Annotated in this window: 15 protein-coding genes and 1 pseudogene; 10 read left to right on the top strand and 6 right to left on the bottom strand. The window is 70.3% G+C overall.

Annotated elements, in window-relative coordinates; translation table 11 throughout:
- Positions 1-3: 3 nt before the first annotated feature.
- Positions 4-954, bottom strand: coding sequence for an alpha/beta hydrolase (locus ACZ5DC_RS31530; RefSeq protein WP_468658322.1), 951 nt, complete (start codon positions 952-954; stop codon positions 4-6).
- 162 nt (positions 955-1,116) lie between these two features.
- On the bottom strand, positions 1,117-1,905 hold the full coding sequence (locus tag ACZ5DC_RS31535; RefSeq protein ID WP_468658324.1) for a DUF427 domain-containing protein: 789 nt from the start codon (positions 1,903-1,905) through the stop codon (positions 1,117-1,119).
- A gap of 242 nt (positions 1,906-2,147) precedes the next feature.
- Between ACZ5DC_RS31535 and ACZ5DC_RS31540 the strand changes: the two genes are divergently transcribed.
- The 4 genes from ACZ5DC_RS31540 (at position 2,148) to ACZ5DC_RS31555 (ending at position 5,892) form a co-directional block, all read left to right on the top strand.
- Positions 2,148-2,618: a carboxymuconolactone decarboxylase family protein gene (locus tag ACZ5DC_RS31540; protein WP_468658326.1), complete on the top strand. Its 471-nt coding sequence runs from the start codon at positions 2,148-2,150 to the stop codon at positions 2,616-2,618.
- A gap of 160 nt (positions 2,619-2,778) precedes the next feature.
- A complete protein-coding gene (locus ACZ5DC_RS31545) occupies positions 2,779-3,741 on the top strand; it encodes an alpha/beta fold hydrolase (protein WP_468658328.1) in 963 nt (320 codons plus the stop codon).
- The gene (locus ACZ5DC_RS31550; protein ID WP_468658330.1) at positions 3,738-5,273 is read left to right on the top strand and encodes an MFS transporter; all 1,536 of its coding nucleotides are present in this window, start codon (positions 3,738-3,740) and stop codon (positions 5,271-5,273) included. Before ACZ5DC_RS31545 ends, ACZ5DC_RS31550 begins: the two co-directional genes overlap by 4 nt.
- Positions 5,274-5,397: 124 nt before the next feature.
- Entirely contained in the window at positions 5,398-5,892 is a 495-nt protein-coding gene (locus ACZ5DC_RS31555) for a cupin domain-containing protein (RefSeq protein WP_468658332.1), read from the top strand.
- A gap of 200 nt (positions 5,893-6,092) precedes the next feature.
- Here ACZ5DC_RS31555 and ACZ5DC_RS31560 read toward each other — a convergent pair whose 3' ends face one another.
- A complete protein-coding gene (locus ACZ5DC_RS31560) occupies positions 6,093-6,551 on the bottom strand; it encodes a cupin domain-containing protein (protein ID WP_468658334.1) in 459 nt (152 codons plus the stop codon).
- 280 nt (positions 6,552-6,831) lie between these two features.
- Here ACZ5DC_RS31560 and ACZ5DC_RS31565 point away from each other — a divergent pair, with 280 nt between their 5' ends.
- From ACZ5DC_RS31565 to ACZ5DC_RS31575, 3 genes and pseudogenes are all read left to right on the top strand, one after another.
- Positions 6,832-7,572 carry an SDR family oxidoreductase gene (locus ACZ5DC_RS31565; RefSeq protein WP_468658336.1) on the top strand — a complete coding sequence of 247 codons (741 nt, stop codon included), beginning with the start codon at positions 6,832-6,834 and terminating at the stop codon, positions 7,570-7,572.
- Between the two features lie 112 nt (positions 7,573-7,684).
- Complete coding sequence (gene aceE, locus ACZ5DC_RS31570; RefSeq protein ID WP_468658338.1) at positions 7,685-10,372, top strand: pyruvate dehydrogenase (acetyl-transferring), homodimeric type; 2,688 nt, start codon at positions 7,685-7,687, stop codon at positions 10,370-10,372.
- Between the two features lie 112 nt (positions 10,373-10,484).
- Positions 10,485-11,693: pseudogene (locus ACZ5DC_RS31575) on the top strand (2-oxo acid dehydrogenase subunit E2); the annotation flags it as partial.
- A gap of 119 nt (positions 11,694-11,812) precedes the next feature.
- On the opposite strand, the gene ACZ5DC_RS31580 reads toward ACZ5DC_RS31575, so the two are convergent.
- The 3 genes from ACZ5DC_RS31580 to qcrB form a co-directional block, all read right to left on the bottom strand.
- Entirely contained in the window at positions 11,813-12,220 is a 408-nt protein-coding gene (locus ACZ5DC_RS31580) for a GNAT family N-acetyltransferase (protein ID WP_468658340.1), read from the bottom strand.
- Positions 12,221-12,489: 269 nt separating this feature from the next.
- On the bottom strand, positions 12,490-13,332 hold the full coding sequence (locus ACZ5DC_RS31585; RefSeq protein WP_468658342.1) for an alpha/beta fold hydrolase: 843 nt from the start codon (positions 13,330-13,332) through the stop codon (positions 12,490-12,492).
- A gap of 320 nt (positions 13,333-13,652) precedes the next feature.
- On the bottom strand, positions 13,653-15,275 hold the full coding sequence (qcrB, locus tag ACZ5DC_RS31590) for a cytochrome bc1 complex cytochrome b subunit (RefSeq protein ID WP_468658344.1): 1,623 nt from the start codon (positions 15,273-15,275) through the stop codon (positions 13,653-13,655).
- 440 nt (positions 15,276-15,715) lie between these two features.
- Between qcrB and ACZ5DC_RS31595 the strand changes: the two genes are divergently transcribed.
- From ACZ5DC_RS31595 to ACZ5DC_RS31605, 3 genes are all read left to right on the top strand, one after another.
- Complete coding sequence (locus ACZ5DC_RS31595) at positions 15,716-16,480, top strand: class I SAM-dependent methyltransferase (RefSeq protein WP_468658346.1); 765 nt, start codon at positions 15,716-15,718, stop codon at positions 16,478-16,480.
- 170 nt (positions 16,481-16,650) lie between these two features.
- Positions 16,651-17,889: an NAD(P)/FAD-dependent oxidoreductase gene (locus tag ACZ5DC_RS31600; RefSeq protein ID WP_468658348.1), complete on the top strand. Its 1,239-nt coding sequence runs from the start codon at positions 16,651-16,653 to the stop codon at positions 17,887-17,889.
- 111 nt (positions 17,890-18,000) lie between these two features.
- Positions 18,001-18,744 carry a PIG-L deacetylase family protein gene (locus ACZ5DC_RS31605; protein ID WP_468658350.1) on the top strand — a complete coding sequence of 248 codons (744 nt, stop codon included), beginning with the start codon at positions 18,001-18,003 and terminating at the stop codon, positions 18,742-18,744.
- The last annotated feature ends 29 nt before the right edge of the window (positions 18,745-18,773 follow it).

The raw sequence follows: 18,773 nt of genomic DNA on the forward strand, positions 1-18,773 counted from the left end.
GGATCAGTCGGTGCCCAGGGCCTTGCGCAGCACGTGGACGGCCTGCTCGATCGCCGCGGTCGAGGCCTGCGTGGCGCGGACCGGGTTCAGCATCATGAAGTCGTGCAGGCTGGCGTTGTAGCGGATGCTGGTCGTCGGCACGCCGGCCTGGATCAGCTTGCGGGCGTACGCCTCGCCCTCGTCGCGCAGTACGTCGTTCTCGTCGACCACGACGAACGCCGGCGGCAGCCCCCGCAGGTCTTCCAGGGTCGCGCGCAGAGGCGAGGCCGTGATCTGGGCGCGCTCGGCCGGGTCGGTGGTGTAGGCGTTCCAGAACCACTCCATGGCCTTCGCCGTGAGGTGCGGCCCGTGGGCGAAGAGCCGGTAGCTCTCGGTGTCCTGCCCGGCGTCGGTGACGGGGTAGTACAGCGACTGGTGCAGGAAGGTGACGTCACCGCGCCGCTTGGCCAGGTGAGTCAGGGCGGCGCTCATGTTGCCGCCGACGGAGTCACCGGCGACGACCATCCGGGAGCCGTCCAGCCCCTCCTCGGCGCCCTTGCTGGTGACCCACCGGGCGGTGGCGTACGCCTGCTCGACGGCGACGGGGTACTTCGCCTCCGGCGAGCGGTCGTACTCGACGAAGACCAGGGCCGCCTCCGCGCCCACGGCCAGTTCACGCACAAGGCGGTCGTGGGTGCCGGCGTTGCCGAGAATCCAGCCGCCACCGTGCACGTAGAGGATCACGGGCAGGACGCCGGTGCTGCCGACGGGCTTGATGATGCGCACCCGCACGTCACCGACCTCGGCGGGGACAGTGATCCATTTCTCGTCCACGTCGAGCTTGTCGACCGGTCCCGACTGGACATCGTCGAGCAGCTTGCGGGCGCCCTCGACACCGAGTTCGTAAAGCAGCGGCGGCTTGGCGGCCGCGTCGGCGAATTCCTGGGCGGCAGGCTCGAGAATGATGTCGCTCACGACATACTCCTTGCGAGGTGGTGGGTTTCGGACTTTCCACCTCATGAGACCGGGCCGGGAGTCGATGTGTGACGCGTCGGCGAAAACGGCGCGTGAATCGCTCACCGGCCACGGCCTTTCTCAAGGGTTCCGCGCAGGCCCGAGCCGACCGGTCCGGTGTCGTCAGTCAGAGGCCGGCCGGGTGGGGTCGGTGGGCTTCGGCAGCAGGAAGCCGTCGACGTACAGGTCGACGTGCTCGTTGTAGAACGCGGTCAGTCCGGCGATGCGGTTGGCGTGGATGGTCGGGAAGTCGTACGTCCAGGCGATGTCCTCGTGAGAGGCGGTGTCGCTGTCGAACGACCAGTAGCTGCTCGTCGTCCCCTTGTAGGGGCATCGGGTCACCGTGCCGGAGCGCCGCAGCTTGGTCCAGTCGATGGTCGCACGGTCGAGGTAGTAGCGGGTCGGCAGGCCCGTCTCGAACAGCTTCACGCAGTTCGGGGCTTCCGCCAGGACCACACCGTCCACCTCGACTCTGACGCTGCTGCCGGAGCGCAGGGCGTCCACGCGGGAGTACGGGCTTCGGGGGTGAACGAAGACCGGCTCGTCCTCCTCGAACCAGGAGTCCAGCGCATCCCACTCGAAGCGCACGGTGTCGTGCAGGGGTCCGGGGGCGCCCTCTCCCCAGACCCACGCCGCGCCCGGCCGGACCTCCGAGCCGACCCGCAGGGTGTGACGGTGTGCCGGGCCGGCGCCGAGGTGCTCCGTGTGCTTGTCGTCGACGAGCACACCGTCAACCAGGTCCTCGACCGGGATGCTGAACTGGGGGTAGGCCTGCCACTCCCAGACGTACAGGGCGCGGCGGGTGTCGAACACGACACGTCCGCCGATCATTCCCCGGACGCGGCGGGGTACGGGCTCGACGTGCCCGACCGGGACGATGAGGCTCGGGTGCAGGACGCTCTCGGTTGCCATGGTGATCACCTTGAATTCGCTGAAGGGTGTTCGCCGTGCCCGGTGTCTGCGGTCCCAGGATGACCGCCCTCGGGGCGACGGGCTTGACCTACTTGTCGTCACACGGTGCTGCGGATCGTGTGGTCGCACCGATCCGGACCGCGTCCTGGTTCGGCGGAGTGACTCGATGACCGACGATGTCACAGATCGCGTGGGCTGCCGGTCAGTGAGCTGTAACTGTTCCACATGTGAGGAGATCCGTCATGGATGCGCGCATCAACTACTTCGGCAACGCTCTGGCCGGCAAGGTCATGAAGCACCTCAACTCGGCCGGCGCGGCGGTGCACTCGGCTCTCCCGGTCACCACCCAGGAGCTGGTGAAGATTCGTGCCAGCCAGATCAACGGCTGCGGCTTCTGCACCGACATGCACACCAAGGACGCCGCCGCCGCGGGCGAGGAGCAGCAGCGTCTGAACCTGGTGGCCGTGTGGCGCGAGGCCACCGTCTTCACGGACGCAGAGCGCGCCGCGCTCGAACTGGCCGAGCAGGGCACGCGCATCGCGGACGGCTCGGAGGGTGTGTCGGACGAGGCGTGGGCGAACGCCACGAAGCACTACGACGAGGACCAGCTCGTCGCGCTGATGTCGCTGATCGCCGTCATCAACGCCTACAACCGCATCAACGTCATCAACCGGCAGCCCGCCGGTGACTACAAGCCCGGCATGTTCGGCTGAGTCAGCCGCTGCGGCCCGGCCGGCCGCAGGACCGTCCCTCGCCTGGTCGCCCCGGCCCTCGACCAGGCGACGGACGTCGCCCCGCCCGGTCAGCCGAAGTCCGCCCGGCGGCACGGAGCCCGGAGCGACCGCCGCGAGCCCTGGAACCCGAAGGACCCTCATGTCTGAACCCCACGCACTCGCCCCTCTCCGGCGAGTCGGCACCGACGTACTGGAAGTCGCCTACTACGAGACGGGTTCCGGGGACGACACCGTGCTGCTCCTGCACGGTTTCCCCTACGACATCCACAGCTACGCGCACGTCGCTCCGCTGCTCGCCGGAAGCGGGTTCAGAGTCGTCGTCCCCTATCTGCGGGGCCATGGGCCCACCAGGTTCCTGTCCGAGTCGACTCCGCGCTCGGGTCAGCAGGCCGCTCTGGGAGCCGACGTCGTCGCCCTTCTCGACGCCCTGGGCGTGGAGCGGGCCTACCTCGCCGGATACGACTGGGGCGGGCGCGCCGCCAACGTCGCCGCGGCCCTGTGGCCCGAGCGCGTTCTGGGCCTGGTCTCGGTCAACAGCTACCTGATCCAGGACATCGGCGCGGCGATGGAACCCGTCGCACCCGAACGGGAGGCGGGCTTCTGGTACTTCTACTACTTCCTCACCGAGCGGGGCCGGGCCGGTCTCGCCGCCGACCCGCAGGGGATAGCCCGGGTCATCTGGGAGCGCAACTCGCCCAAGTGGCCTTTCCGCGAGGAGGATCTGGAGCGGACGGCGAGGGCCTTCGCCAATCCCGACTACACCGACGTCGTCATCCATTCGTACCGGCACCGGCTTGGTGCGGCTCCGGGTGCCGAGGCGTACGCGGACTTCGAGGCGCGTCTCGCCGAGCTGCCCGCCATCACGGTTCCCACCGTCACCCTCGACGGCCGGGCCGACGGCAACTTCCCCGCGTCGGACGGTTCCTCCACCGCTCGGCACTTCACCGGCCCCCGGCTCCACCGCCAGGTGGTGAACGCCGGCCACAATCTTCCGCAGGAGAGCCCCGAGGCGTTCGCGGCTGCCGTACGCGACGTGCGCGTCCTGCGGCACACGTATGTCGGCCGCGACGGCTTCTCCGGACGGAACCAGGACTCGACATGACGCACTCCCCCGCACCTGACGACTCCGCCCCGCTCCGCCTCGCCAGTGCCCGGGGACGGTGGACCCTGCTGGCCACCGTTCTGGGATCCAGCGTGGTGCTGCTCGGATCGACCGTCACCAACGTCGCTCTTCCGCGCATCGGTGACGACTTCGACGCCGACCTCGCGGTGCTCCAGTGGACGGTGAACGCGTACATGCTGACCCTGGCGGGTCTGATCCTGCTGGGCGGTTCGCTGGGCGACCGTTTCGGGCGGCGCCGGATCTTTGTTCTCGGCTTGGTGTGGTTCGCGGCGGCCTCCCTGCTGTGCGGTCTGGCTCCGGGCACCACCACGCTGATCGCCGCCCGAGCCCTGCAGGGCGTCGGCGGTGCTCTCCTCACGCCCGGCTCATTGGCGATCATCGAGGCATCCTTCCACCCGGACGACCGGCCACGCGCGATCGGTCTGTGGTCGGGCTTCGGCGGCGTCGGCGCGGCCCTCGGGCCGTTTCTGGGCGGGTGGCTGGTGGACGGTCCCGGCTGGCGCTGGACCTTCTTGCTGAGCATCCTCCCGGCGCTGCTGTGCGTACCCATCGCACTGCGCCACGTCCCGGAGTCCGTCGGCACGCCCAGGACGAACGAGGTCCTCATGGCCGGCGCGGAGGGCCGGCGGCGCATCGGTTTCGACATCGACGGCGCCGTCCTGGGCGCTCTGGCACTCGCCCTGATCACCTACGGGCTGACCGAGGCCCGGAACAGCGTACCGGTGGCCGTCGGCGCATCCGTCGCCGGCGTCGCGGCGGGTGCCGCGTTCCTTCGCGTGGAGCGCCGCAGCAGCGACCCGATGATGCCGTTGTCCGTCTTCTCGTCCCGGCAGTTCACCGCTGTCAACCTGATCACCCTGTGCGTCTACGCGGGCACGGGCGGGTTCTTCTTCCTGACGGCTCTGCAACTGCAGATCGTCGTCGGGTACTCGGCGCTGGCAGCCGGTGCCGCCATGCTGCCGAACACCGCGCTGATGGTGCTGTTCTCGTCCCGGTCCGGGACGCTCGCCCGGCGGCTGGGGCCGCGGACTCCGCTCACCGTCGGCCCGGTGGTGTGCGCGGCGGGCATGTTGATGATGCTGCGGGTCGGTCCGGGCGCGTCCTATCTCCGCGATGTCCTCCCCGCCCTGCTGGTGATGGGAGCCGGCATGGTCGTGATGGTCGCTCCGCTCACCGTGACCTTGCTGTCGTCGGTGGATTCCGCGAACGCCGGGCTGGCCAGCGGCATCAACAACGCCGTGGCCCGGGCGGCCGGGCTGGTGTCCGTGGCGGCGTTGCCCCTCCTGGCCGGGATGGGACCGGACGCCTACCGGTCCGACGCGGCCTTCAACACGTCGTTCGGCCGGGCGATGCCGCTGTGCGCGGGTCTGCTGGTCGTCGGCGCGTCAGTGGCCTTCGCCACGCTGCGGCAGACCGCTGCGGCTCCTCACCCGCCGCACGGACGGACACACAGCTGGCTGATGGAGCCCCCACTGGTGTCCCGCTTCATCCATCACCAGGTCGTCGACTGACACCCGGCGGGGCGCTCCGCTGTCACACGGGCGGACGCCGGCCGGTCTCGTTGTAGAGAGGGCCACCGGTCAGCGGTTCACGCCGGCGCGTCCCTACACGCCCACCGCAGGAAAGGATCCAGCCATGTCGTACCCGTATCCGGAACAGAAGTACTGGGGAGAGAACGGTGAGGCCAGCGCCATCTTCCGGCCTGCCACCACACCGCCGGCCATCGGTGAGAGCGGTGTCGGGAAGGACGCCACCCACTATCTGGCGACCACTGGCACCACGCGGGGTGAGTTCGGGCTGTACCGGGTGGAGATGCGGCCCAGGGCGGGCGGTCCCAAGACGCATTTCCACAAGCGGATCTCGGAGTCCTTCTACATCCTGGACGGCACGGTGCGCGTGTTCGACGGTGTGCAGTGGGTCGATGCGCGCAAGGGAGACTTCCTGCACGTGCCCCAGGGCGGGCTGCACGCCTTCCGGAACGACTCCGACGCTCCGGCCGACATGCTGCTCCTGTTCACCCCGGGCGCCCCGCGCGAGGAATACTTCGAGCAGGTCTCGCAGCTGGCGCACGCGTCGGAGGAGGAGCGGGCCGCGTTCTTCGACAAGCACGACTCATACTTCGTGGAGTAGAAGACACCGACAGGCGGGGCCTCGCGCCCGTGAAACCGCGGCGGTAACCGGTTTCATGAGCGCAGGGCCCCGCCTGTCATGTGAACGGCCGGACCGGCACCCGGGCTCGCGGAGCGCGGTGATCGGGCCCCTCGCCCACGGCGCGGATATGCCGCCGCCCGCCGCCATGAGGCAGCGGACGGCGGGCGAACGTCTCGGGGTCATGCGGTGGGCCGCGGTGCGCGCAGGTGGGCGCGCTCCTTGAGCTCCTCCTCGTCGACCAGCTCCAGCATGGGCTTGCCGGGAGCGCACATCATGGTGACGACGAATTCGGTCCTCTCGTCGGCGAGAGCGTTGCCGTCCTGGTAGTGGATGGCGTCGCCACCCGGTTCCCAGAAGGTTCCGCCGGCTTCGATGACGCGCTCGGGCTCGCCCTCGAGTTCGAAGCGGACCGCGCCCTTGACGACGTAGCCGAACGCCGGTCCGGAGTGGCGGTGCGGCGGGGTGCCGGGGTCACCGGGCTCCCACTGGACGTGGATGGTCATCGCCGAGGCACCCTCGGGGACGACGATGGGTGAGGCGTCCTGGAGCATCTTCGCCGCTCGGGTCCAGCTCGGACCGTCCTCGCCGCCCGTTCCGTGACCGTGGCCGTGGTGGGCGTGCTGTGAGTTCTCCGACACTGAGTCGCACCTTCCGTGATTCCACGTGCCCGGCGGTAGATCCCGCCCGCACGTGGTCGTGTCCGGTCGTTGAAGACCGCTCCTCCTGCTGACCGGGTGCCCGGCGGATTTGTGACACGGGTCGCGACCGGCGGCGGCCGGCACGCGTGGCGGAGCATGGTGTCACAACGGACCGATCGGTCCTGTCTAGGTGTGATGAGCACGGTGGCACGCCGATGGGCGCCACCGCTTTCGACGCACACCCAGCGGGGTCTTCGGCCCCTGGACGGAAGAGACCCAGATGAGAGTCGTCGTTGCAGGTGCCACCGGTGTGATCGGATCCAGGACCGTCGCCGGACTCCGGGACCACGGGGTGGAGGTTGTGCCCGTCTCCCGCGCTGAAGGGGTCGACGTGAGCACGGGACAGGGTCTCGACCAGGCGCTGCGTGCCGCCGAGGTGGTGGTCGACGTCACCGACGCACCCTCTCGGAGGCAGGAGACCAGCACGGCGTTCTTCACCACCGCGACGGGCAACCTCCTCAAGGCCGCCTCCGCGGCGGGCGTCGAGCACTACGTGGCGCTTTCACTGGTGGGCGCCGACCGGGTCGGCTCGGGCTACTTCCGGGCCAAGGCGGCGCAGGAGGACCTGGTGCGGCGCACCACCTTGCCGTACTCCGTGGTGCGCGCCACGCCGTTCTACAGGTCGTTGACGATCGCCGCGACGGCCGGCACCCGGCCTGACGGCGTGCACGTGCCCCCGCTCCTGATGCGTCCGGTTTCGACGGACGACGTCGCCGCCGCGGTGGCCCATGTCGCGGTGGGTGTGCCACTGTTCGGAGTACTCGAGGTCGCCGGCCCCGAAGAGCTACGGTTCGAGAACGTCACCGCCGAGCTGCTCTCCTCCCTGGGTCGCCCCGGCCCGGTCATCGCCGACGCGCAGGCCCCGTTCTTCGGCGCGGTACTCGAGGAGCGCGCACTCCTCCCCGGCCCTGATGCCCATGCGGGCCACCAGACCTTCACCCAGTGGCTCAAGAACCGCTGAGTACGCCGGGCGGCGAAGCCTCGTCGCCCGTGATCCCCACCGACCGCCCCGCGGCGCCCACCGTGTCCGCGGCCGGCGTCGCCGGCGCCCACGCAGTGACAGGAAGGCTGCCATGAGTGATCCGTCCCGGCCCACCGAGACCCTTGTGACCAGTGAGCTGGACCAGCTACCCGACCGTGACCGCGAGGAGACCGCCGAGTGGCAAGCCTCTCTCGACGCCGTCGTGCGGAACGCCGGGCCGGAGCGGGCGGCCTACCTGATACGGCGGGTGCACGAGTTCGCCGCGGCGTCGGGGACACCCCTGCCCGGGCTGCTGTCCACGGACTACATCAACACCATTCCGGCCGCCGCACAGCCGGACTTCGACGGCGACCTGGAGATGGAGAACAGGATCACCGCGCTCAACCGGTGGAACGCCGCGGCCATGGTCACCCGTGGTTCCCGGCTGGGACTGGGCGGCCACATCTCCACCTACGCGTCGGCGGCCTGGCTCTACGAGATCGGGTTCAACCACTTCTTCCGGGGCAAGGACGGTGACGGCTCGGGCGACCAGCTGTTCCTCCAGGGACACGCCTCCCCTGGCATCTACGCCCGGCTGTTCCTCGAAGGGCGGCTGAGCAGGGAGCAACTGGATGCCTTCCGGCGGGAGGCGGGCGGTCACGGGCTGCCGTCGTACCCGCACCCGCGGCGGCTGCCGTGGCTGTGGGAGTTTCCGACGGTGTCCATGGGGCTGGGTCCGCTCGGCGCGATCTACCAGGCCCGCTTCAACCGCTATCTGCAGGCTCGCGGCATTAAGGACACCTCCGCCTCGCGGGTGTGGGCGTTCCTGGGCGACGGGGAGACGGACGAGCCGGAGTCGATGGCCGCCCTGGCCCTGGCCTCCCGCGAGGGCCTGGACAACCTGACGTTCGTCGTCAACTGCAACCTCCAGCGCCTGGACGGGCCGGTGCGGTCCAACTCGAAGATCGTCCAGGAGCTGGAGGCGCGGTTCCGCGGCGCGGGCTGGAACGTGGTCAAGACCCTGTGGGGCGAGGCGTGGGATCCGCTGCTGGGACAGGACATGACCGGCGACCTCGTGCGGCGTCTGGGCGAGGTGCCCGACGCGCAGATGCAGACGCTGGCCGCGCGGGACGCCGCGTACATACGCGAGAACTTCTTCACCGGTGACGCCCTGTCCGCCGTCGCCGCCGCCCTGAGCGACGCGCAGGTGGTCGACCTGTTCGAGAACTCCCGCGGCGGACACGAGCCGTTGAAGGTGTACGCCGCCTACCGGGCCGCGGTGGAGCACCGCGGCGCGCCGACGGTGGTCCTCGCCCAGACGGTCAAGGGTCACACCCTGGGTTCGGCGTTCGAGTCCCGCAACGCCAACCACCAGATGAAGAAGCTCACGATGGAGCAGTTCCGCGAGATGCGTGACCTGTTGGGGCTTCCCATTCCCGACAGCGCGCTCGCCGGTGACCAGGTCCCGTTCTGGCACCCGGGGCAGAACTCGCCGGAGGTGCGGTACCTGCGCGAGCGCCGGGCCGCGCTGGGTGGTCCCGCCCCTTTGCGGCGGGTGATGGCGAAACCGCTGCCGGAGCCGCCCGCCAAGCCCTTCGAGGCGTTGGAGAAAGGTTTCGGCCACCAGGAGGTCGCCACCACGATGGCGTTGGTGCGGCTGGTCAGGGATCTGATGCGTGACGAGCGCAGCGGAGCGCGCTGGGTGCCGATCATTCCCGACGAGGCCCGTACGTTCGGCATGGAATCGATGTTCCCCACGGCCGGCATCTACTCGCCGCTCGGCCAGAAGTACGACCCGGTCGACGCGGACCAGTTGCTCCACTACAAGGAGAGCACGACCGGACAGCTGCTGATCGAGGGCATCACGGAGGCCGGTTCCGTGGCCGAGTTCGCCGCCGCGGCGACCTCCTACGCCACGCACGGCGAGCCGATGATCCCGTTCTACATCTTCTACGCCATGTTCGGCTTCCAGCGCACCGGCGACCAGTTCTGGGCGCTCGGCGACCAGATGGGCCGCGGCTTCGTCGTCGGCGGCACCGCGGGGCGCACGACCATGACCGGCGAGGGACTGCAGCACGGGGACGGGCACTCGCACCTGCTGGCCGCCACCAATCCGGCGGCGGTCAGTTACGACCCAGCTTTCGCCTACGAGATCGCGGTGATCGTCCGGGACGGGCTGCGCCGGATGTACGGCGAGCAGCCGGAAGACGTCTTCTACTACCTGACCGTGTACAACGAGCCGAAGCACCAGCCGCCCATGCCCGCGGTGCCGGGTGTCGAGGAGGGCATCGTCCGGGGCATCTACCGGTACCGGCCCGCCGAACCCGCCGCGGCGGGACCCCGGCTCCAGTTGCTGTCGTCAGGTACGGCCATTCACTGGGCGCTGCGAGCGCAGGAACTCCTCGCCTCCGACTGGAACGTGCACGCCGACGTGTGGTCGGTGACGTCGTGGACGGAGCTGCGCCGCGACGCGATGCGCGCCGACGACGCGCGGATGCGCGGTGAGGAGCGCACTCCGTTCGTCACCCGCGCACTCGCCGGTGCGCCGGGGCCGGTGCTGGCCGTCAGCGACTGGATGCGCCAGGTGCCCGACCAGATCAGCCAGTGGGTCGAGCAGGACTACTACTCCCTGGGCACCGACGGTTTCGGTCTGTCCGACACCCGCGAGGACGTGCGCCGCCACTTCCGCGTGGACGCCGAGTCGATCGTGGTGACCGCGCTGGACAGGCTGGCCCGGGCCGGGCGGATCCCCCTGGCGACCGTCGCGCAGGCCCGCGCCCGCTACGGCCTCGACGGGTGAGCGGCGGGGAAACGCGACCGACCCCCATGACGCAGGTCATGAACGACAGGAACCGGAGGGCCCTTGCGCCCTGCCGGTCCGTGAGGAGCTGAACGACATCATGACGGTTACCGTGACCCTGCCGGCCCTCGGCGAGTCCATCACCGAGGGCACCGTGACCCGCTGGCTGAAACAGGTCGGCGAACACGTCGAGGCCGACGAACCCTTGCTGGAGGTCTCCACCGAAAAGGTCGACACCGAGATCCCCTCCCCCGCGGCCGGCGTTCTGCTGAGCATCGCCGTCGCCGAGGACGAGACCGCCGAGGTCGGCGCCGAACTCGGCGTCATCGGTACGGAGGACGCCGTCCCGGCGGCCCCGCCGGCGCCCCCGGCCGAGGCCCCTCGAGCCGCCCCGGCGCCGGCTCCCACTCCTGCGCCGGTCACGCCCCCTCCCGTCGCACCCGTCACGCCCCCTCCCGCCGCACCCGCCGCGCCGTCACCGGCCCCGGCGTCCGAACCCACGGCGCGACCGGCGCCGGCGCCGGCGCCGGTCGCGCCCGTGTCACCCGCGCCCGCTGTGCCGTCCACCCCGGCGGCGCAGGAGTCCGGCCTGCGCGGCCGGACGGTCCCGATGACCCGCATTCGCAGGGCCATCGGGGACAACCTGAAGAAGGCCCTGCTGGAGCAGGCGCAACTGACCAGCACGGTCGAGGCCGACGTCACCCGGCTCATGCGGCTGCGGAACCGGGCGAAGGACGGTTTCCTGGCCCGCGAGGGCCTCAAGCTGTCCCCGATGCCCTTCTTCGTCAAGGCCGCGGCCCAGGCCCTGAAGGCGCATCCGGTCGTCAACGCCAGGATCAACGAGGCCGAGGGGACGATCACCTACTTCGACACCGAGAACGTGGGCATCGCGGTCGACACCGCGAACGGCCTGATGACCCCGGTGATCAAGGCTGCCGGCGACCTGACCGTCGCCGGGATCGCCCGGGCCGTCCGCGACCTGGCCGACCGGGCCCGCAGCGGCCACCTCACGCCCGACGACGTGTCGGGCGCGACCTTCACGATCTCCAACACCGGTTCGCGCGGCTCCCTGTTCGACACCGTCATCGTGCCGCCGCGCCAGGCCGCGATCCTGGGCGTGGGCGCGACGGTCAGGAAGCCCGGGGTCGTGCTCAGCGCGGGCGAGGAGGTCATCGGCATCCGGGACCTGGTACACCTGTCGTTGTCGTACGACCACAGGCTGGTGGACGGGGCGGATGCTGCTCGCTACCTGACCACGGTCAGGGAGATTCTGGAGTCCGCGGCGTTCGAGGACGACCTGTACCCCGACGCCGGGACGTGAGGCGTGCCGGCGCCCATGTGTAGGCGCTCATGAGAAAGCCGATGCGGAACATTATGTTCCGCATCGGCTTTCTCAACGGGCCGGTGCCCGGTCCGGCTGACCCGGAAGACGGTCGGTGATCACCGGTGCCCGGTGCGCAGGAAGCAGCTCCGCCGGCGGCCGGGCAGGCCGGCCGCCAGGTCACGCCCCTGGACCCAGGCGGTGACGGTGCCGCCCTCCTCGCTCCGGTGCACGGCGACGGGCACATGGCGCAGAAGGGCGTCCATCCGTTCGTCGCCGGACAGGACGAGGCCGTAGAGCGTCGCCCAACCACCTCTGAGCGCGTGGCGGCCCAGGTGGTGCAACAGGCGGGTGCCCAGCCCCTGCCCCTGCCAGGAGTCCTCGACCAGAAGCGCGGCCTCGACGGCCGAGTGGTCCGGCATCAGGTGGCCCACGGCGACGATGCGGCCGGTGGTGTCCCGTGCGGCCAGGTGGACCGAGCCGGGGCGGGCCAGCAGAGCGGGCAGGTAGGCCTGAGGGTCGGCCATGGCCCGGTGGTAACGGCTCCACAAGGTCTGTGAGGAGCAGCGACGATGCATCGCCACGATGGGAGCGAGGTCGCCGGGTCCTATGGGAACGATCCGCGGTTCGCGGCGCATGGGCTTGTCCTTGCGCGGCCGGGCCGGGCGCGGCGTGCGCAGCGGCGGACCGGCGGTCGGGGGCACGGGGTTCGCGCACATGGAAGCGTGGAACGCCCACGGGACCGACGCGTGGACCGAACGGTCCGGGTCAGTCCCGTGGGCGTTACGCGGAAGGGTCAGCGCACCGAGCGCGCGGCGTCCTCGATGACGTCGGTGACCTTGCCGGGCTGCGACACGCTCACCGCGTGGGAGGCTCGGACCTCCGTGGTGTGGGCACCGGCCCGCTCGGCCATGAACTTCTGAGCCTTCGCAGGGATGTTGAGGTCCTGCGTGGCGACCAGGTCCCAGGACGGGATGGTCTTCCAGGCGGGCTCCGCCGCGCCCTCGGCCAGGGCGGCGTTGGTGATCGGTCGCTGGGTGACGGCCATCAGGTCGGTCTCGTCACGGGGCACGTCCGCCGCGAACTGGTGCCGGAACTTGTCGCTCTGAATGTAGAGGTCGGTGCCTTGCGAGCCGTCGGCGTTCGTGAACGGCACCGGGCGCAGCGCGTCGCCGAGGGTGCTGCCGGGGAACTTCCCCGACAGGTCGACCGCGCTCTCCCCCTTCTCCGGGAGGAACGCGGCGAGGTAGACCAGCGCCTTGACGTTCTTGTTGCCGGTGGCGGCGTTGCTGATGACCGAGCCGCCGTAGGAGTGACCGGCCAGGACGATGGGACCGTCGATGCCGGCCAGGACGTCCTTGAGGTAGGCCGAGTCGCCGCTCAGGGAACGCAGCGGGTTGGCGACCGCGACCACGGGATAACCGTCGTGCCGCAGTCTCTTGATGACGCCGTTCCAGCTCGTGGAGTCGGCGAAGGCACCGTGGACCAGGACGACGGTGGGCTTGGGCGCCCGCGAGGGGGCGCCCTTGTCGGCGGAGGCCGGAGCGATCGTGGTGGCGAGCAGGCCCGCGGCGATGGTCGCGCCGGCCAGAACGGTGAGGTAGGTACGGGCCCGGCGTGTGCGGGGGGTACGGGTCATGTCGGATGCCTTTCGGACGGGACCGGGGCGCGAGCTCCCGGAGGGCGAGCGGGCTGGTAATGGGGGTCGATGCCCCTGCGCGGCCCGCAGCCGCGGTACGGATGGATGCGGGTCCGCTGTGGCCGCGAGGAAGAGCGCCGAGGCCGCCGCGGCGGGAGTCGGCGGTCGCGCCGACGGGGCGGAGGCGCCGCGGCGAACAGCCGTGTACGGCGGACCGATTGGCCCGGCACTTCGTTGTGCCGCCTTTTACTCGTATGACCGGAAACGCGTCGAAGGTGTGACACGTCGTGACGACAGGTCGCGGGGTGTCGCGTCGGTGATCAGGGGTGGTGGTGGCCGCTGCTGATCTCCGTGTACTCGGCCGCCGTGGGCTTGGGAACCTGCGTGCCCGAGCCGTAGAGGGCACGGCTGAGTCTGACGCGCAGTCGCCGGGCACGGTCGGGCGCGGCGCCGTCCGCGTCCCGCACGGGCGCGGCCTCAAGGGGCCGGTACTGCGTGTGGGCGGTCAGGACGTGCAGTTGCTCCTGGGTGAGCGGCTCGTGCACCTCGACGTACTCGCCGTGCGGAAGCCGCTTGATGATGCCGGTCTCACGCCCGTGCAGCACCTTGTCGCGGTCCTGCCGTTGGAGACCCAGTGCCACACGTTTGGTGACGAAGAAGGCCAGGACCGGGACGACGAACAGGCCGATGCGCACGGTCCAGGTGACCGATTCGACGGAAACACGCAGATGAGTCGCTATCAGGTCGTTGGCGGCGCCGACGAGGGCCACCGAGTAGACGCTGAGCCAGGCCACGCCCAGAGCGGTCCGCACCGGGCGGTTGCGGGGGCGGTCCAGCAAGTGCTGTTCGCGGTCGTCGGCCGTGACCCAGGACTCGATGAAGGGGTAGGCGCCCATGGCGAGGAAGAGCAGCACGCCGATCAGCAGGGGCAGGAGGTTGTCCAGGGCCAGGGTGTGGCCCCAGAACGAGATCTCCCAGCCGGGCATGACACGCAGGAAGCCGTCGGCGACGCCCATGTACCAGTCGGGCTGGGAACCGGCGGAGACCTGGTCGGGGCGGAAGGGCCCGTAGTTCCACACCGGATTGATCTGCGCGACGGCGGCCATGAAGAAGATCACGCCGGACACGAGGAAGAAGTAGCCGCCGGCCTTGACGGCGTACGCCCGGAACGGGATACCGACGACGTTGGTGTTGGTACGGCCGGGCCCGGGGTACTGAGCGTGGCGGTGGCGTACGGCCAGGGCCAGGTGCCCGACGAGCAGGGCGACCATCAGTCCGGGGATGACGAGGATGTGGATGGTGTTGAAACGGGCGATCAGGTCCTCGCCGGGGAACTCGCCGCCGAAGAGGAGGAACGACACGTACGTCCCGACGACCGGGATCGACAGGATCGTGCCGTTCACGACCTGGAGGCCGGTGCCGGACAGCAGGTCGTCGGGCAGGTCGTAGCCCGTCAGGCCCCCGAACATGGCCAGGATGAGCAGCAGGAACCCGAACACCCAGTTCAGCTCGCGTGGCTTGCGGAACGCGCCGGTGAAGAAGACTCGCAACATGTGTACGAACAATGCGGCCACGAAGACCAGCGCCGCCCAGTGGTGTGCCTGGCGGACGAGCAGGCCGCCGCGGACGTCGAAGGATAGGTGCAGGGTCGAGTCGAAGGCCTCCGACACCAGCTGGCCTCGCAAGGGGGCGTAGCTGCCCTGGTAGACCACAGGGTCGGAGGAGGGGTGGAAGTAGAGGCTCAGGTAGACGCCGGTGAGCAGCAGGATGACGAAACTGTAGAGTGCGATCTCGCCGAGCATGAACGACCAGTGGTCGGGGAAGACCAGGCGCCGGGCGGAGCGGGCCAGCCGGCGGTAGCCGAGCCGGCCGTCCGCCCACTGGGCGAGCCTCTCCCCCGTGCGCTCCTGCCCCGGCTCGGCCGGCCGGCTTTCGTTGCCCATCTCTTCACCATTCATTTCTGCATCACCCGAAGCTCGCTGCGTCTGATGGCGCCGCGGTCCCGGGCACTGCCGTGAGTCCGCGGCACTGGCGTGTTGCGAGGGCTCGCCGTCGCCGTGCGGCCGTGGCTGTCCGTGCCACGCGCGTTCCCCGGCCCCAACGGAGCCGGAGCAACGCACCCGCGGCGCTGCGGAGCCGACTCGTCCACGGCTGTGCTGTTCGGGCACGGTTCGTGAACTGCTGTCCCAGTCATGACCGGCGGGACGGCCCAGGTGTGACAGAAGGAGCCGGGCGCCGCCGCGCTCCTCGACGTTCGCGAGGAGGTCTCGGCCGACGAAACAGCGCGGGACTGCGACGGCGGTCACCCCGAGCCCGCACGGGCCGGCACCCCGCTCGCCGCCGTCGCTGTCACACCCACGGCCCAGGTGCTGTCTTGCTGGATATGCACCCTGTCATAGCGAGAGCACCGACCTTCCGGCCGCATACGGATTCCTACGCCATCACCGCGGAGTTCTACGACATCCTCCAGGCCGAGGCGGACGAGAGACGGGTCCGTCAGCTCTACGGTCGCGAAGTCGCGAAGGCCCGTGTCGGCGTCCTGGACATCGGTGCCGGTACCGGACGGGTCACGCTGATGAGCCTGGCCGAGTCCCGAGCCGACGTGTACGCCGTCGAGCCCGCGCGGGCCATGCGCACGTCCTTGATGACCCGCCTCGCCGCCCTGCCGGCACGGGAGAGGGCGCGGGTGACAGTACAACCGCACGCCCTGGACGAGGCGGCTCTGTACGCCGTGGCGGACGTGGCCGTCTGCCACAACACGGTCGCGTGCCTCTCGCCGGGCGCGCGGCACGCGCTCTGGCATGCGATCGGCGCGGCCCTCGTCCCCGGCGGTTCGCTGTTCCTGGAGCTTCCACCCGCCCAGCTTCCGCTCCGGGCCCTGCTGCGCGTCCTGCCCGAGCAGCGGATCGGCGAGCACACGTACGGCGGACGCATGGTGATGTCGACCGCCGGAAACCGCATCCAGACACGCGCCGACTACTGGGTCCGGGGTGCGGAAGGTGTGCTCCGGGAGCACACCGAGACGTTCTGGATGTGGCCCGCCTCGCGCTCGCAGATGATCGACGACCTGGAACGGCACGGATTCGTCCCGTTGGCGGGACACGATGATCCGGCCGTACTGGCGGTGACGCTCCGTTCTCCCCGATGAGGCGACGGACCACATCTCCTGATGCCCGCGAGAACGGCCAGGGGACGCCGACGGCGGCCGCCCCGGCGCGCTGACGCGGTGATGTCACAACCCTTGTCGTCGCCCGGTCTCATGGATGACCGCACCACACGACTCGCTGTGTGCGCCGCACTACTTGAGACGGGATCATCATGTCGCCTGATAACGCGTTCGTGATCGTCGGGGGCGGCCTGGCCGCCGGCAAGGCCGCTGAAGAACTGCGCGCGCACGGTCACGACGGGCCGCTTCTCCTCATCGGGGACGAGCGGGAGCGGCCGTACATTCGACCGCCGCTGTCCAAGGGTTATCTGTTGGGCAAGGAGGACCGCGACTCGATCTATGTGCACCCCGAGGACTGGTACCGGGCACACGGGGTCGAGCTGCTTCTGGGCACGAGTGTGACGTCGGTCGACGGGCAGGCCCACGAGGTGACGCTGGACGACGGTCGTCGCGTGCCCTACGCCAAGCTGCTTCTGGCGACCGGTTCCTCACCGCGCCGCCTGTCCGTTCCGGGGGCGGACCTGGACAACGTCCTGTATCTGCGACGTGTGGGCGACAGCGAGCGTCTCAAGTCCGCCTTCACCGAGGGCGCGCGGATCGTGGTCGTCGGCGGCGGGTGGATCGGTCTGGAGACGGCGGCCGCGGCGCGGACGGCCGGGGCGGAGGTGACCGTGCTCGAGCACGCCGAGCTGCCCCTGCTCAAGGTCCTGGGGCGCGAGGCGGCCGAGGTCTTCGCCGGTCTGCACCGGGACCACGGCGTCGACCTGCGTCCCCACGCCGGGATCGAACGCGTCACCGGAACCGGCGGCCGGGTGGACGGTGTCGTGCTCGCCGACGGCAGTCACCTGCCCGCGGACGCCGTGGTCGTGGGAGTGGGCATCACACCCAACGTCCGCCTCGCCGAGGAAGCGGGCCTGGACGTGCGCAACGGCATCGTCACGGACGAGCACCTGCGGACCTCGGTGGCCGACATCTACGCCGCCGGCGACGTCGCCAACGCCTACCACCCGCGGCTCGGCCGGCACCTGCGCGTCGAGCACTGGGCCAACGCACTGCACCAGCCGCGCACCGCCGCACTGAGCATGCTGGGCGAGGACGCGGTCTACGACCGGCTGCCGTACTTCTACACCGACCAGTACGACCTCGGGATGGAGTACACCGGCTACGCCGAGCCGGGCGGCTACGACCGTGTCGTCTTCCGCGGGGCACCGGACGAGCGGAAGTTCATCGCCTTCTGGCTGTCCGGGAACCGGATCGTGGCGGGAATGAGCGTCAACGTGTGGGACGTCATCGGCACGATCCGTTCCCTGATCGAATCCGGCGTGGAGACGGACGACGCCGTCCTCGCCGATCTCGCCGTCCCCCTGGAGAGCCTCCTTCCGCGCGTCTGAACCACTTCGGCGACACGGTCGGCTCCCACGTGCCCGCGCACACCGGCTTTGCGGAGCCCGGGCCGGCCTGCCGCCCCACCACGCGACATCTACGAGTACGAGAGCAGACACATGACCGACAGGCCTCTTCCGCCGCTCCGCCCGATGCCTGACGAGTGGCGACGGGCACTCGCCGTAGTGGCCCATCCGGACGATCTCGAGTACGGATGCTCGGCCGCCGTGGCCTCCTGGGTGACCGACGGCCGGGAGGTCACCTATGTCCTCGCCACCCGTGGTGAGGCCGGTATCGACAGCCTGGCCCCCGAACGCGCCCGGTCGCTGCGCGAGGCGGAGCAGCGGGCCGCCGCCGCGGCCGTGGGTGTTTCCACGGTGGAGTTCCTCGACCACCAGGACGGTGTGATCGAGTACGGCATGCCCCTGCGGCGCGACATCGCCGCTGCCGTCCGCCGCCACCGGCCCGAGCTGGTGATCACGCTCAACCACCGGGACACCTGGGCCCATGGCGCCTGGAACACGCCGGACCACGTGGCCGTGGGGCGCGCGGTGCTGGACGCGTCGGCGGACGCGGGCAACCGCTGGATCTTCCCCGAGCTCACCGAGCAGGGCCTGCGGCCCTGGAACGGCGTCCGGTGGGTGGCCGTCGCCAACTCGCCGGCACCGACCCATGCGGTGTCCGCCGAGCCGGGCTTCGAGCAGGGGGTGCTGTCCTTGCTGCGGCACCGCACCTACATCGAGGCATTGACCGGGGAGGACCCCGAGACGTACGCGCGCCGCTTCCTGGCCGACGGCACCAGCGCCCACGGTTCGCGGTTCGACGGAAGGCGTGCCGTCGCCTTCGAGCTGTTCAGCCGGTGACCGAACGCGCCCAGATCTCACACGCCCCG

This window comes from Streptomyces sp. NPDC031445, from assembly GCF_055581365.1.